The 14086-nt window shown below is 56.9% G+C and carries 13 protein-coding genes and 1 pseudogene; 7 read left to right on the plus strand and 7 right to left on the minus strand.

Annotation, left to right across the window (positions count from 1 at the left end):
* The first annotated feature begins 114 nt into the window (after positions 1–114).
* Genes AYM40_RS24930 through AYM40_RS24940 form a run of 3 tightly spaced genes read left to right on the plus strand, consistent with a single transcriptional unit; the run spans position 115 to position 2719 of the window.
* Positions 115–864 carry an electron transfer flavoprotein subunit beta/FixA family protein gene (locus AYM40_RS24930; protein ID WP_063498873.1) on the plus strand — a complete coding sequence of 250 codons (750 nt, stop codon included), beginning with the start codon at positions 115–117 and terminating at the stop codon, positions 862–864.
* A gap of 16 nt (positions 865–880) precedes the next feature.
* Complete coding sequence (locus tag AYM40_RS24935; protein ID WP_063498874.1) at positions 881–1843, plus strand: electron transfer flavoprotein subunit alpha/FixB family protein; 963 nt, start codon at positions 881–883, stop codon at positions 1841–1843.
* A gap of 21 nt (positions 1844–1864) precedes the next feature.
* Complete coding sequence (locus tag AYM40_RS24940; RefSeq protein WP_063498875.1) at positions 1865–2719, plus strand: 3-hydroxybutyryl-CoA dehydrogenase; 855 nt, start codon at positions 1865–1867, stop codon at positions 2717–2719.
* A gap of 111 nt (positions 2720–2830) precedes the next feature.
* Here the strand turns inward: AYM40_RS24940 and AYM40_RS24945 are convergent, their stop codons facing one another.
* The 4 genes and pseudogenes from AYM40_RS24945 to AYM40_RS24960 all read right to left on the minus strand — a co-directional run bounded on the left by AYM40_RS24945 (position 2831) and on the right by AYM40_RS24960 (position 5880).
* Positions 2831–3826, minus strand: a complete 996-nt coding sequence (locus tag AYM40_RS24945; RefSeq protein WP_063498876.1) for a LysR family transcriptional regulator — start codon at positions 3824–3826, stop codon at positions 2831–2833.
* A 342-nt stretch (positions 3827–4168) separates the two neighbouring features.
* Positions 4169–4499, minus strand: a pseudogene (locus AYM40_RS24950) (aldehyde dehydrogenase family protein); the annotation flags it as partial.
* A gap of 21 nt (positions 4500–4520) precedes the next feature.
* Positions 4521–5120: a 2-hydroxychromene-2-carboxylate isomerase gene (locus AYM40_RS24955; protein ID WP_335341233.1), complete on the minus strand. Its 600-nt coding sequence runs from the start codon at positions 5118–5120 to the stop codon at positions 4521–4523.
* Positions 5121–5145: 25 nt separating this feature from the next.
* Entirely contained in the window at positions 5146–5880 is a 735-nt protein-coding gene (locus tag AYM40_RS24960; protein WP_063498879.1) for an SDR family oxidoreductase, read from the minus strand.
* 219 nt (positions 5881–6099) lie between these two features.
* Here AYM40_RS24960 and AYM40_RS24965 point away from each other — a divergent pair, with 219 nt between their 5' ends.
* From AYM40_RS24965 to AYM40_RS24975, 3 genes are read left to right on the plus strand one after another with little or no spacing between them, the layout of a single operon-like run.
* Entirely contained in the window at positions 6100–7734 is a 1635-nt protein-coding gene (locus tag AYM40_RS24965; protein WP_063498880.1) for an AMP-binding protein, read from the plus strand.
* Positions 7735–7750: 16 nt separating this feature from the next.
* Positions 7751–8161, plus strand: a complete 411-nt coding sequence (locus AYM40_RS42680; RefSeq protein ID WP_236721073.1) for a DUF485 domain-containing protein — start codon at positions 7751–7753, stop codon at positions 8159–8161.
* A gap of 22 nt (positions 8162–8183) precedes the next feature.
* Positions 8184–8876 (plus strand): sodium:solute symporter family transporter, encoded by a 693-nt coding sequence (locus AYM40_RS24975; protein WP_063498882.1) that lies wholly within the window; start codon positions 8184–8186, stop codon positions 8874–8876.
* 299 nt (positions 8877–9175) lie between these two features.
* Here AYM40_RS24975 and AYM40_RS24980 read toward each other — a convergent pair whose 3' ends face one another.
* Together AYM40_RS24980 and AYM40_RS24985 are read right to left on the minus strand one after the other, a co-directional pair.
* Entirely contained in the window at positions 9176–11347 is a 2172-nt protein-coding gene (locus AYM40_RS24980) for a molybdopterin-containing oxidoreductase family protein (protein ID WP_063498883.1), read from the minus strand.
* Between the two features lie 698 nt (positions 11348–12045).
* Positions 12046–12669, minus strand: coding sequence for a MarR family winged helix-turn-helix transcriptional regulator (locus AYM40_RS24985; RefSeq protein WP_236721074.1), 624 nt, complete (start codon positions 12667–12669; stop codon positions 12046–12048).
* 262 nt (positions 12670–12931) lie between these two features.
* On the opposite strand from AYM40_RS24985, the gene AYM40_RS43820 reads away from it, so the two are divergent.
* Positions 12932–13297, plus strand: coding sequence for a LysR substrate-binding domain-containing protein (locus AYM40_RS43820; protein WP_082855282.1), 366 nt, complete (start codon positions 12932–12934; stop codon positions 13295–13297).
* A 172-nt stretch (positions 13298–13469) separates the two neighbouring features.
* Here the strand turns inward: AYM40_RS43820 and AYM40_RS24990 are convergent, their stop codons facing one another.
* On the minus strand, positions 13470–13997 hold the full coding sequence (locus tag AYM40_RS24990; RefSeq protein ID WP_063498884.1) for a TetR/AcrR family transcriptional regulator: 528 nt from the start codon (positions 13995–13997) through the stop codon (positions 13470–13472).
* Positions 13998–14086: the final 89 nt, after the last annotated feature.

The raw sequence follows: 14086 nt of genomic DNA on the forward strand, positions 1-14086 counted from the left end.
ATCGGTGTCCGGAACACTATTACATGCCCGCAGCACGGTGACGATAGTCGGGTAGAGACGAATCGTTACCTGCAGTGGCCTAAATTAAGCGAAATTCTGCTTGGGAGAAAATTCATGGTGATTCTTGTGCCAGTCAAACGCGTAGTTGACCACAGCGTGAAGGTCCGCGTGAAGTCGGACAACACGGGTGTCGACATCGCCAATGTGAAGATGTCGATGAATCCGTTTGACGAAATTGCCGTCGAAGAGGCGGTGCGCCTGAAAGAAGCGGGCGTCGCGACAGAAGTGATCGCGGTGTCGGCGGGCGTCACGCAATGTCAGGAAACGCTGCGCACGGCGCTGGCGATCGGTGCGGACCGCGCCATCCTGATCGAGTCGAACGAAGACCTGCAACCGCTGGCGGTCGCTAAGCTGCTGAAGGCGCTGGTCGACAAGGAACAGCCGCAACTGGTGATCCTCGGCAAGCAGGCCATCGACGACGATTCGAATCAGACAGGTCAGATGCTGGCTGCGCTGGCGAGTCTGCCGCAAGCTACTTTTGCGTCGAAAGTTGTAGTCGCTGACGGCAAGGTGCAGGTGTCGCGCGAAATCGACGGTGGCGCGGAAACGCTGTCGCTGAAACTGCCTGCGGTAATTACAGCTGATCTGCGCCTGAACGATCCGCGCTACGTGACGCTACCGAACATCATGAAGGCGAAGAAGAAGCCGCTGGAAGTCATCAAGCCGGAAGATCTCGGTGTTGACGTGACGCCGCGTCTGAAGACGCTTAAGGTCAGCGAGCCGCCCAAGCGCAGCGCCGGCGTGATGGTCGCCGACGTGCATACCTTGGTCGAGAAGCTCAAGATTGAAGCCACGGTGCGTTAAGAGGGAGACGAACGAAATGACGATTCTGGTAATTGCCGAACACGATGGCCCGAAGGACGCCCCCTTGGGGGGCAACGGGTCGCTGAAAGCCGCGACGCTGAACAGCGTTGCCGCCGCACAGAAGATTGGCGGCGCTATTCATGTGTTGATCGCGGGTCACAACGCGCAGGCTGCGGCTGAAGCGGCAGCGAAGGTGGCAGGCGTGGCGAAGGTGCTGCTGGCCGATGCACCGCAACTGGAAGCAGGTCTCGCGGAAAACGTCGCAGCGACGGTGCTGAACATCGCGAAGGACTACACGCACATCCTGGCTCCAGCTACCGCTTACGGCAAGAACATCGCGCCGCGCGTTGCAGCGAAGCTGGACGTCGCGCAGATCAGCGACATCATCGCAGTGGATTCCGCCGACACATTCGACCGCCCGATCTACGCGGGCAACGCGATCGCGAAGGTGCAGTCTCAAGATCCGATCAAGGTCATCACGGTCCGTTCGACCGGTTTCGATCCTGTTGCAGCCGAAGGCGGCAGCGCAACGATCGAGAAAATCCAGGCGGCAGCCGACAGTGGCCTCTCGCAGTTCGTCAGCCGTGAAGTGACGAAGCTGGATCGCCCGGAACTGACGTCGGCGAAGATCATCGTCTCGGGTGGCCGCGGTCTGGGCAACGGCGAAAACTACACCAAGGTGTTGGAGCCGCTGGCCGACAAGCTGAACGCCGCGCTGGGCGCATCGCGTGCAGCCGTGGATGCGGGCTTCGTACCGAACGACTATCAGGTCGGCCAAACCGGCAAGATCGTCGCGCCGCAACTGTATGTGGCAGTCGGCATCTCGGGCGCAATCCAGCATCTGGCCGGGATGAAAGACAGCAAAGTGATCGTCGCAGTCAACAAGGACCCGGAGGCGCCGATTTTCAGCGTCGCCGATTACGGTCTGGTCGGTGATCTGTTCACGGTCGTGCCGGAACTCGTTAGCAACCTTAATTAGCACGCAGTTGAGGCAAACACAATGACAATCGAGTCAGTCGGGATCGTGGGTGCGGGCACTATGGGAAACGGCATCGCTCAGGCGGTGGCGGTAGCCGGTCTGAAGGCAGTGATAATCGATGTGACGGATGATGCGCTCGAGAAGGGCTTGGCAACACTCAAGCGCAGTCTCGAACGCCTCGTCGTGAAAGGGAAGCTCGACGCGGGTGCGCGGGACGCCGCACTCATGCGCATCGTGACGTCGACCGACTATGAGCTTCTCGCGGGCGCTGACATTGTGATCGAAGCGGCCACCGAGAATGTTGAGCTCAAGACGCGAATTCTCAAGCAGATCGAGGTCGCGGTACGGCCTGAGACGATCATCGCGTCCAATACATCTTCAATTTCGATTACCGAATTGGCGACGACCCTCGCGGATTCGTCGCGTTTTATCGGCATGCATTTCTTTAATCCAGTGCCGATGATGCCACTTGTCGAAGTCATTTTGGGCTTGCAGACCAGTGCGCAGGTCGCAGAGGACGTGCGCGAGCTTGCACTGCGTCTGGAAAAAATGCCGATCGCCGTAAAGAACTCACCGGGCTTCGTGGTGAACCGCATTCTCGTGCCAATGATCAACGAGGCATTCTTCGCGCTGGCGGAAGGTGTCGCGAGCGCCGAGGAAATCGATGCGGGCATGAAGCTCGGCGCGAACCATCCAATCGGGCCACTGGCGCTCGCCGACCTGATCGGCCTCGACGTATGCCTTTCGATACTGGACGTATTCCTGAAGGACTTCGGAGACTCGAAGTATCGGGCCTCCACGTTGCTTCGCGAGATGGTGGCGGCGGGTCGGCACGGCCGCAAATCAGGGCAGGGGGTCTACCAATACCCACGTTGACCAAATTATTCCTGGTTGTTACGTCCGCTTGACCAGGCGCAATCGGAGATGCCGGCAAATCCAGCGCGGATCGCGACTGTCCATCCGGGCCGACGACAGTGTGCGTTAGTGTTAAGGACACACGTACCGATTTTCCATCTCAGACGCATCGGACGACGTCTCTTTCGCGAGTTGCTCCTGGGTAATTTTTCCAAGCAGTGCGAGGTCACGTGCAATCAGCTGAGGAAGATAGGTACGGAGGCACTCCACCCACGTCTTCGTCTTTGCATCAACATACTTTCGGGACGGATAAAGCGCATACACGTTGGTTTTCTGCAATGTATGACGCGCCAATACACGTACCAGGGTGCCGCTGCGCAATCCTTCGATCGCTGCGTAGACCGGCAGCATTCCGATGCCCATGCCTTCGCGGATGGCCACGGCAAGCGCCTCTGGAATATTCACCTGAACTGGCCCATTGACCTGCATTTCGACGCTGCCCTCCGGACCGTCGATTGTCCAGTCGTGCACGCGAGACGCCGGCGACTTCAGAATCAAGCACTCGTGACGGTCAAGATCGGCGGGCACGCGCGGCACGCCGTGTGTCTTCAGATACATCGGCGACGCACAGAGGATGCTGAACGTCGAGCCAAGCAGGTGCGATACGATGTCGGAGTCTGGCAGCGATAAAGCGGTAATGACCGATACATCGCTGCTTCTCTGAAAGAGATCCGGCATACGTTGCGACATCGTAAGAGCGACCGTGACTTCGGGGTGTTGAGCACGGTAGCGCGAGATCGAGGGCAGCACATAATGCTGCCCTATACCCGCAAAACTGTGCATATGTAACGTGCCTGCTGGTCGCTCATGGGCGCGGCTGGCTTCTTCTTCGGCGCGTTCGACATCCGCGAGGATTTGTACGCAGCGTTCGAGATATTGTCCGCCTGCTGGTGTCAGTGCAAGACGGCGCGTCGAACGGTTTAGCAAGCGGGTACGTAGACGTGTTTCCAGTTCTGACACCGCCCGTGACATTACACCACTAGTCGAATTAAGCGACTGGGCTGCCGCAGTGAAACTGCCGGCCTCAATTATGCGAACGAATGCTCGCATCCTCTGTAACGTATCCATCCAACCTTCTTCTCAGATTCGCGGTCGATGTTCTCTAGATCGCGGGTCCACTACGTCGATTGAGATCGAGTGGTCTTTGCTACTCTCCCTCATTACTTGCAGGGGGCTATGTATGTGCGTTCAGCGCTTCCGGCGTTGGCCAAGAGGGCAAAATACGTCTGGCGCGAATGCGCCCGGCCCAGACCGAATTTGTTCCCGAGCTTTCGATGCCTTTAGCAATTTTGGATGAGATGGCCCGCGCGGCGCCCCTGTCGGCGTCGCGCGCTCAAGCTTCGTGTCAGCGGACCGATTGTCTTTGTGCGCAAATAGGGAGCGTCGCCAATGCACGAACGTCCGCGCGAACTAGCGATGCGTGATGAATTTGGTGGTCAGGTATCCATCAAATGTCTCACTTCCACCTTCAATACCAGCGCCGCTGTCCTTGATGCCGCCAAAGGGTGTCTCCGGCAACGAGATACCAAAGTAATTTATGTTCACCGTGCCCGCCTCAATCGCATTCGAAACATGTGTCGCCGTGCGCAACGAACCGGTGAACACATAGGAAACCAGCCGAATGGCAGACTGTTGGCGCCTGCGCACGCCTTCTTCGATGTCGTGAAAGCAGCACGACGGGAGCGATGGGGCCAAATGGTTCTTCGTGCAGTAATCTAGCGTTGTCGGGTTGATCAACAATCCCGACAGCCCTCATCACAGGTCACACGGCAACTTGTTCCTGTCGGCGGACTTCCTCTTCGGCGTACTGGACGCGATCCTGGCCGAAGAACATTGTGTTACCGACGAAAAGCACCGGCGCGCCGAAAAGCCCACGCTGGACAGCGGCCTGCGTTTCCCGTTTCAGCGCATCCTTGATTTCCGGGTCTTGCGTTGCCGCCAGAATCGCGTCGACGGGCAGATGTGCGGCCGTGAGGACTGCCTTGATCTCTGCAATATCGCCGAGATTGCGCCCGTCTGCCCACATTGCCGTGAACACTGCGTCTGAATATTCGAGCAGAAATCCTTCGCGCTGAGCATATATTGCACCGCGCATCAGATTGAGCGTATTGATCGGGAAGTTCGGGTTGACGGTGAATGGCACCCCATATCGCCTCGCAAAAAACTCCATGTCGGCAATCATCCACTTACGCTTCAGTGGGATGTCCATGGGGGACACGTTGGATGTTGCCTGCAGAATGCCCCCGAGCAGGATGGGCCGGAAACGTACAACTGCTCCCGTGCGTTCTGCCAGTCCGGGCATTTGCTCGTAGGCGAGGTAACTCGTCGGACTACCATAGTCGAAATAGAAATCTACCTGCATAGACACAGTTGTCTCCTTGGACATCTCAGATGTTGGTGACGGGTTCAAGCCACGGGCGAATATCAAACTCAAAGGTCCATGCACTGCGTTTTTGCGTGTGCATGTACCAGTAGGTGTCGGCGATGTCATTGGGCGCAAGCAACCCGTCGGCTGGGCGTGATGCCACCAGATCGGCGAAACGCTCGCGAACGAAGGGGGTGTCGATTGGCCCGTCGATTACCGGGTGAACGATATGCAGCCCCTGCTTGCCAAATTCGCGCGCCATGCTCTGGGCGAGCGCGCGCAAACCATGCTTGGCGCCAGCGAAAGCCGAAAAGCCCTCGCCCCCGCGGATACTTGCCGTTGCCCCTGTGAGGAAGATAGTTCCTTCTCCCCGCGGTACCATATATTTTGCTGCCTCCCTCCCGGTTAGAAATCCTGAGAAACACGCCATTTCCCAGACCTTGTAGTACTTCTGGGCCGTTGTCTCGCGCAAACCAAACTGGATATTCGCACCGATGTTGAAGACAACAATCGCCAAAGGACCCAGGTCGTTTTCAATTGCGGCGAAGAGGGAAACGATCTGGTCTTCCTTGCGGGCGTCGCATCCAAATGCGTGAGCGTTACCCCCTTCCGCGCGGATTGACTCCACTAACGGCTCGAGTTGCTCTGCGTTACGGCGCGCAACGCAAACGGTCAGACCTTCACGCGCAAAGCGGCGCGCAAGTGCGGAGCCGAGACTGTCGCCGGCACCAACGATCAGAGCGGTACGGGTTTTCACGGTAGTGATTTCCTTTGTTTGTAGGTGTGAATACACCTATCATATCGCCAATACAAACTATTTCAAGCGCTGAATCGCATCGTACTGACTTTGGGAGTCGCTTACTGAAGGTGACTTTTACGGGTATCCGCTAGCACGCGGTGACATCCCGCCAAAGACGTGAGTTTTCCCAAGTGAAGTAGCACAAGGTTGCAACGCACTCAATGTAGGAGACAAGCAATGCCATCTATGTTCGACGAAGGGCTCAACAAGACCAAAGCAAACCATACGCCACTGTCGCCGTTATCGTTCCTTCGACGGTCAGCCGAGGTTTATCCCGAGTATGTGGCTGTCGTGTATGGCGACTATCGTTTGACCTATCATGAGATGCGGGAGCGCTGCATGGCGTTTGCTGGATTTCTGGATACGGCAGGTCTGGGCGAGGGCGATGTCGTTTCAGCCATACTGCCGAACATCCCAGAAATGATCGAGATGCACTTCGCCGCCAACACTGGCGGCAGGGTCTTGCACCCCATCAGTACGCGCCTCGATGCTGCCGCGATACGGTTTCAGCTTGAACACGCAGAGTCAAAGATTCTTGTTTTCGACAGCGAGTACGCTGGAACCGTCGGCGAAGCCGTGGCTGGGATGACCTCCCCCCCGACCCTGATCGAGGTCAATGACCCGTACGCAACATTCCAGGCCAGTGGCCTGCCCTCTGCGGTGCCCTATGAAAGCGCACTCGTTATGGGGCAGCAGGCGGCACATTTGCGTGGACCACGAGACGAATGGGAGCCGATTGCGCTTTCCTATACATCTGGGACGACAGGCAATCCCAAAGGTGTCGTCACGCATCACCGAGGCGCCTATCTCAATGCGATGGCAAACACGGTCGCATGGTCCATGCCATCGCATGCAACGTACCTCTGGGTACTGCCGATGTTTCACTGCAATGGCTGGTGCTTCCCGTGGACGATTACCTTGCTCGCGGGCCGACATGTATGCCTACGCAAGGCAGATCCGCGCGAGATTGTTCGTCTTGCGAATGAACACCAGGTGACCAACCTGTGCGCGGCGCCCGTAGTGCTTTCCATGCTTGCCGAGTGTGGGAGGGAAGGCTTGGCGTTTGTTCGACCGGTGCGGATCCTGACTGCCGGGGCCGCGCCTGCGCCGCGAGTCATTGCGGATATCGAGCGTCTTAATGCAGAGGTCACTCAGGTTTACGGATTGACGGAGACCTATTCCTCCACCGCTATTAGCGCCTGGAAGGCCGAATGGAACGAGCGTCCGGATGACGAGCGATACAAGCTCAAGTCTCGTGCAGGCGTGCAGTACCCGGCTTGCGAGGAACTCGAGGTGGTTGGACAGACATTCGCGCCGGTGCCGCGCGACGGCAAGACCGTCGGCGAAGTAGTGGTTCGCGGCAACACGGTCATGCGTGGTTATCTCAAGAACTCGACCGCCACTGAGGAGGCATTCGCCGGTGGCTGGCTCCATACCGGCGATCTGGCCGTCCGTTTCCCCGATGGCTATATTGCCATCTGCGACCGATCAAAGGACATGATCAATTCTGGCGGGGAGAAGATGTCTTCGCTCGAGATAGAGGAGGTTCTGATTTCGCATCCTGCGATATTCGAGACAGCGGTAGTGGCAGCACCGCACCCCAAATGGGGCGAGGTTCCATGGGCGTTTGTCAACGTTCGCGAAGGGCACACCCTCGGCGAGGACGAACTAATTACCTATTGCGCGGCGAGGCTCGCGCGCTACAAGGTACCCACGCGATTTATCTTTGGTCCGCTTGAGCGGACTGCAACCGGAAAGGTGCAGAAATTTAAATTAAGGGAAATTGCCAGGGACACGTCCGCTCAAGATTAGATGTGGACAAACGCAGGTGGCAGCGCGTCTCAATACCCCCAAAAATACGCGGCAGCATTTTTTGAATCTGCGAAAAAAAGGCCGCCGTGCGGTTGGCTTTCGATATGACGTTACCGCCGTAGGGGTTGCTCGAATAAAAATCCGGCGAAACCCGAAATTCGCCATGATGGTTCGCAAGCGCACGCGACTCGCGATCATGCTGTCGGTCATCGTGCTGGTGCCGTACTACGCATTTATGATGATCACTGCCTTCAGCCCCGAACTGCTGAGCCGACCACTTGCCGCCGGCGCAGTGATGACGGTTGGCTGGCCGCTTGCGACGATCATGATCGTCGGCGCCTGGATGACTACTGGCGTTTACATCCTGCGTGCCAATGGCGAGTTCGATGCGCTGAATAAGGAAATACTCGAGGAGGCATCCAAATGAAACGTTGCCTACTTTCGGTGGAATGGTCGCGACGACCTGGGTGCAAATTATCAAGGCGTGTTTGCTGCTTGGCGGCGGCATCGTGCTGATGCTCTTGTCGTTCGCCAGGTTTGGTTTTTCATTCGACGCGTTGTTCCGCGAGGCGGTTGCCGCTTATAAGGCTGGCGTCGGGATCATGAGTCCTGGTTCACTAATGGCCGATCCGGTTTCCGCTGTGTCGCTGTCATTGGGTCTTCTATTCGGCACGGCGGGACTGCCGCACATTATGATGCGCTTCTTTACCGTCCCGAATGCCCGGGAAGCACGCAATTCGGTGTTTTACGCGACTGGTTTCATCGGTTTCTTCTTTCTCATTGTGATCATTCTCGGCATCGCTGCGATCAGCGTTGTCGGAACCAATCCGAACTTTTTTGAGGGTGGCCACGTTGGCGGAAAGCTGATTGGCGGCGGCAACATGGCAGTCATGCATCTCGCCAAGGCGGTCGGTCTGGTGATCCTGTCGCCGGCGGTTTGGGTAAAAGTGTTAGGCAATGCCAAGGCGGTATTTCCATACGACCATCCGGCAATCATTTCAATGAACGCGGCGTTTTTCGTCACATTGCTGATGTCAGTGACCGACAAGAGCGCGCGCGCCGCCGGCGAAGCCGAAGCCTTCGAGGAACAGTACATCCGTGCTCAGACCGGGCTCGGTGCTACAGCGCCTTCAAGTCACTGATTACCCGGCCTTCTCGCTGACCAAAAGAACGCCGCTTCAGCTATTTTAGGAGCCCTCGGGCTCCTTTTTTTATCGCGTGTCCTGCAGCAGCCGATGCCATCTCTCACGCTGCTTCGAGCACTGCCATCGGGCAGTGCTCGACCGTTCCGCGCTAGTTACGCAAACTGAGAGATATTCCCATTGTTCTGCCACGGGCTCTTTCGTAGGAGAACAGCAACTTGTCCATTCGAGGCGGGTGAGTGAACTGGCCGGTGTCGCAGCCGTCGTCAGCCTGCAGGGGCGCTGTAAGCGTCATGCATTCAGGCTTCGAACGGCTGAACACGACAGGCAATACCCTTCATGTGAGGAATACCCTGTTCGCGATCGAGGTGATCCTCGTCATCAGGGCATATCTGCGCATCGGCGAACTCCCATGCGCCCGAGAGTGTACCGTCCCCTTCCTCGCGTTCCGGTAGCCACCAGCCATGCGGCACACGGACAACGCCCTGAGGCATATCGGCGCGGATCGACGTCTTGAGCTTGACGCTCCCTTGAGGCGTGATAATAGACGCCCAATCACCTTCTGCGAGTCCCGAATTGGCAGCGTCCGCAGCGTGGATGAACATGGTCGGATCCGGCTTTCGCGCACGGAGTGCCGCGATGTGACGATGGCCTGTCTGGAAGAATTCATCGTCTCTGACGCCCATGAACATAGTCAGCGGAAACGCCGGATTGGCGGGAGGCGCATCGCGCCAGTAGGGAAGTGGATCAAAGCCCAAATCGTCAAGCACTGAAGAGAAAAGCTCCACTCGGCCAGACGGGGTGGCAAAACCGGTTTCACGATACTTCTGATGCACGAAGGGCGGGGCATGGTATGGGTGTTTTTCGGCGAATGTGGCGAAGTCCATACCAAGTCGGTTCAGTCGATGGTCGAGCATTGCTTCATTCGATTCCCACGGAAAGTGCTCACCTAGGCCCATCCGTACCGCAAGGTCTCGCCAGAAGTCATAGACTGAATGGCATTCACCCGGGGCATCGACGACCTTTTGCGACGGCCGGTAGATGGCGGTCCACCCGAAGCCGTCGGCGAGACAATTGCGTTCGAGCCAGGCGTCCCCCGGAAGAATATAGTCTGCTAGCTGAGCAGTGGGCGTGCGGAAATGCTCGACTGCCACGACCAGATCCTGATTAAGGATCGCCCGCTGGATCAGTTGCATATTCGCAAAGCTCATCAGTGTGTTATTGCCCAGCGTGAAGAATGCCTTGACGGGGTAGGGATCTCCATCGGCCATCGCGCGAAACGTGGCGGATGGGTTCGCCATGTAGCATCCATTAATCAGATTTGGCCACTCATAGCCCCACACGCGTTTGGCGGGTTCCCGAAGGGCGGCCATTCCGCGATAGGTGAACAATGGATGAGTGGTAGAACCCAATTGCTTGGACTTCTGTGCGTCGGAGAGTACGTCGTGACGCTCCAGTTCCGATTCGTGAACGATATCAGGATGGAAGCCATGCAGGAGCTCCCCACCCGGTACGTCGAGGTTGCCACAGATCGCACGAAGAATGCACATCAGTCGGATTGCTGAGGTCGAATTGCGTTGCTGATCGGTGATCGGAGTCCACGGAATGACTGCGGGCCCACTGGTGGCATACATGCGGGCTGCCTGTTGAATTAGAGCGACGGGCACACCCGTCAGTGCCGCAACACGCTCAAGCGGAAACTCATTAACCCGCTCTCGGAGGGCGTCGAACCCAACGGTCCACTTCGCGACGAACTCCTTGTCATACAGTTCCTCGTCGAGGATAACCTTCAGCCAGCCAAGACACATTGCAGCATCGGATCCTGGTTTTAGTGGCAGCCAGAGATCTGCCTGCTCGGCATTCTCGCTTTTGCGTGGATCCAGAACGATCAGCTTTGCACCGCGCTGCTGGGCACGCCGGACTGCGTTGTAAACCGGTGTCCATGAATGCTGTTTCGGGTTGTGACCGAAGAGAACAATGCACTGCGTGTTGGGATAGTCAGGATAGGGATACCAGCCATAGACCAAACGGTTGACCGCAGCTGTGTTCCCAGCGCAAATCGCAACACCGCTGATCCAGTTGGGCGAACCAAGAAAATTCATGAACCGGCGCCCTGCGCCGTTATCGGTCTGGGTGTTCCATTGGGAGGTTGACACAGCCAACGCTTCGGGACCATAACGGGCAACTACTTTTGAGAGGCGCTCGGCAATGTCGTCCAGAGCGGCATCCCAGGAAACCTCTTGCCACTTTCCCTCGCCCCGTGCGCCAACCCGCTTCAAGGGATGAAGTATCCGCTTTGGGTGAGCGAATCCTTGCGGCGCGTGCACTCCCTTCATGCAGATATTTGCGCGCAAGGGGCGAGGATCAATCGCTTTGACAGAAACATCTCCAACCTTTCCGGACTCCGGAACTTCAGCTCGCACCTGACAATAGATATCGCATCCTGAACACAGCGCGCGTTTTTCCAACATGATTTGTCTTCTCCAATGAAGCACACCTCGAAAGCCGTCGTATGTGCCGGTATTCCCTGGTGCTCGCCGAACTTGAAATATATGTGCGTACACACTTATTATAGAGCGATATCTTGCGCGTGCAAGTCCGCGAAGAAGAACTCACCCGATGACTCAGATGAAACGCGACTCGATGTTCGCGCTCACCGGGAGTCGAAATCCTGCACAGCGGCGCATGAAGATACGCCGACCGAGGAATTACGCAACTGATGGAATGGGGTCAAGAAGAAGGGGGGGCAGGTGCCCTGCGAGATCAAAACGACGATCACGAAGGAGCATATCATTCGGCTGGGCAGAGCTATGGGCTTCACCGTGACATTGGCACAGGACGATCTTGATAAATTCTTTTGAAGGCGAAGTCTCGGGGATGCGCGCGCTCGTCCTCATTTTGCACGCGACCATTCTTGTTAATTTGCTGTCTTCGGCGCGATGCGGCAGACGCAATCGGTACGCGCTGGTACTCCGGCGTAGTTACGGGAGCGCCCTGTTGCATTTGATTAGCATGTCCGCTCGCGACGTCCCAAGAAGATCATGGCACAGACTTCGATGCCTTCATGAGGTGCGGCATCAGATGGGCTGGGGGGGCGATTGCGGCGTGTCCGGAAAATCGAGCCCGACGGTCAGCCCGGGTCATGTGTTTTTCAGAGTGATTCTGCTGACTACTGCAAAATATCCTCATGATTATCGCGAACCACGTGGATGGTGTCGCGAAGGGCAGTACGCAGGCTGCGCCACTGCTCGGAACCGATGCACTTGAACAGCTCCTGCTGAGCCAGTGTCCACGCACCTTCGCTCTTGGCGATCGCGGACTGGCCTTTGGCGGTCACAATAATATTTCGAAATCGACGGTCCTCACCGACGGAATCAGTGAGGAATCCCTGCTTGATCAAAGGATCGATCAGGCGTGTAACGCTCGTTCTATCCATCAACATTGCGTGTGCTATCTGCTTCATGCCAGCAGGAGCCAAGACGTCGATATTTCGCAATAGCGTGAATTGCGCCATTGTCAAACCGGTGTCACGCAAATAGCTGTTGTACATTCCTGTTAGGAGACGCGACAGGCGATGCACGTCGAACAACGCACATTGCGTGAGGAGATCCTTGTCGTTATTTGGCAGAGGGCGCCGCTGACCGACCACCTTGCTCGTGCGTTCCTTCGCCGGGACTGCCTCTTTTAGCGCCTTCGCCATATTCACTTCCTCTCGCACTGCTGACATGCTCACGATCAATTCACACGTCAGGACGATTGTCAATCGATCGGCTTGGAGGTATTGCTGCGTCATAGGACAAACTGCTTCGACCGCAAATTTCTATCGCTTCTCCGTCCGCAAAAGCGCCTCTTGCGACGATGCGCATGAGGCGTCAAGGACCAGCAGCTATCCGCATGTTGCGACGTTTGTCTTCGTCACGATTATAGGTGTATCCACACTTTTTGCAAGGTGGAGTTTGCGACTCGTCCTGGATCATGCTGCAAACGCGGTGGCCATCCGTCACGCGGTTGCGACGCGCTGCGACATGGTCAGCCCAAGGCTCTAATCGTTTTCGATGTTGGCTGGCGGATCGACCGCAGGCCTCGGTATTGCACTCATCCCGAGACCATTGATCAAGGGGGAGTTGCGGCGTGGGGTACTCGTGCGTGTGTGCGACTACGAACACCCCAGCATGAATGCGTATTGTCTGATCTTTCCGGACGACCACTCGGAGAACCCGGCACTCGTGACGTTTCGCGAATGGCTCGAAAGCGAAACGCTGCAAAATCAGGGGCGGAAACCGCGAAAGGACAAGCGCACCACGGCGTCAATACCAGTGGAAAGCCCAAGTCCTTACGCTGCCGTTTCTGTCGCAAGCCGCGTCGCGAATCAAACCTCATCCGGTGGGTTCGGAGAGTGGTCAATGCCATCTCCACGTTGAGCGCCGGTAAGTAAGTGCGTCGTTTTTTTTTGCAGTCTTGTGGGGTTCCCTATCGACGCGATGACAGTCTCAAAGATCGCTCGCTCCACTGATGGCACTGTCTGAATTCCCTGTGTCAACTTTCTCCGCGTGGGAGTTGAAGAGAGATTGCTCCAGGCGCGTAGACCACTTCTTATCGCCAGTCGCCCATGGCAAGCATGTTGGCACCGACCATTGCAACAAATGCGTTGCGCAGTTGCTCCTGCGACAGCGAACACGAAGGGTCGGTACGTGCAATGTCCACAAATGTGGAAAACAATTGATCAACGCCATCCCGATACGCGTCGTTTAGGGCCTCGCTCGCATGATGTGGTGCAGCGTCCTGGCCGAGAGCCACCATTGGGCAACTCTGCTCAACGGGTTTTTTGCTGAGGTAGTACGTGACGAGCCGTTTCAGGGCACCCGAGAGTGGGCGGCCCTTCGGGAATGCCTTAGCCGTCCAGTTCTTCACAGATTGCGTGAACCCGGCCGAGCAGGCCTCCGAAATCAAGGCGTCCTTCGATGCAAAGTGATGGTAGAAGGCTCCCTGAGTCATCCCCACGCGTGCCATGATCTCAGAGATGCCGGCCGCTGCAGCGCCACCGCAACGTACGATCGCGTCGGCCTCATCGAGTATCCGCTGTCGATTCTGTTGCGCCTGCTCTCGATTGGAACGCCCCACGATTGCACCACTCCTATTGCAAGAAACGATGGCCAGTTTGCCGGGAACACAACAAAATGGTCTCCAAACACGGCATTGCGGGTTTGCGA

It is taken from the genome of Paraburkholderia phytofirmans OLGA172 (genome assembly GCF_001634365.1).
Taxonomy (GTDB): Bacteria; Pseudomonadota; Gammaproteobacteria; order Burkholderiales; family Burkholderiaceae; genus Paraburkholderia.

Excerpts from the sequence above, each read along its gene's own strand:
- AYM40_RS43820 (WP_082855282.1), top strand. The coding sequence starts at position 12,932 with ATGTTGGCTGGCGGATCGACCGCAGGCCTCGGTATTGCACTCATCCCG.
- AYM40_RS24985 (WP_236721074.1), bottom strand. The coding sequence starts at position 12,669 with ATGACGCAGCAATACCTCCAAGCCGATCGATTGACAATCGTCCTGACG.
- AYM40_RS24975 (WP_063498882.1), top strand. The coding sequence starts at position 8,184 with ATGGTCGCGACGACCTGGGTGCAAATTATCAAGGCGTGTTTGCTGCTT.
- AYM40_RS24940 (WP_063498875.1), top strand. The coding sequence starts at position 1,865 with ATGACAATCGAGTCAGTCGGGATCGTGGGTGCGGGCACTATGGGAAAC.
- AYM40_RS24930 (WP_063498873.1), top strand. The coding sequence starts at position 115 with ATGGTGATTCTTGTGCCAGTCAAACGCGTAGTTGACCACAGCGTGAAG.
- AYM40_RS24945 (WP_063498876.1), bottom strand. The coding sequence starts at position 3,826 with ATGGATACGTTACAGAGGATGCGAGCATTCGTTCGCATAATTGAGGCC.
- AYM40_RS24965 (WP_063498880.1), top strand. The coding sequence starts at position 6,100 with ATGCCATCTATGTTCGACGAAGGGCTCAACAAGACCAAAGCAAACCAT.
- AYM40_RS24935 (WP_063498874.1), top strand. The coding sequence starts at position 881 with ATGACGATTCTGGTAATTGCCGAACACGATGGCCCGAAGGACGCCCCC.
- AYM40_RS24980 (WP_063498883.1), bottom strand. The coding sequence starts at position 11,347 with ATGTTGGAAAAACGCGCGCTGTGTTCAGGATGCGATATCTATTGTCAG.
- AYM40_RS24955 (WP_335341233.1), bottom strand. The coding sequence starts at position 5,120 with ATGCAGGTAGATTTCTATTTCGACTATGGTAGTCCGACGAGTTACCTC.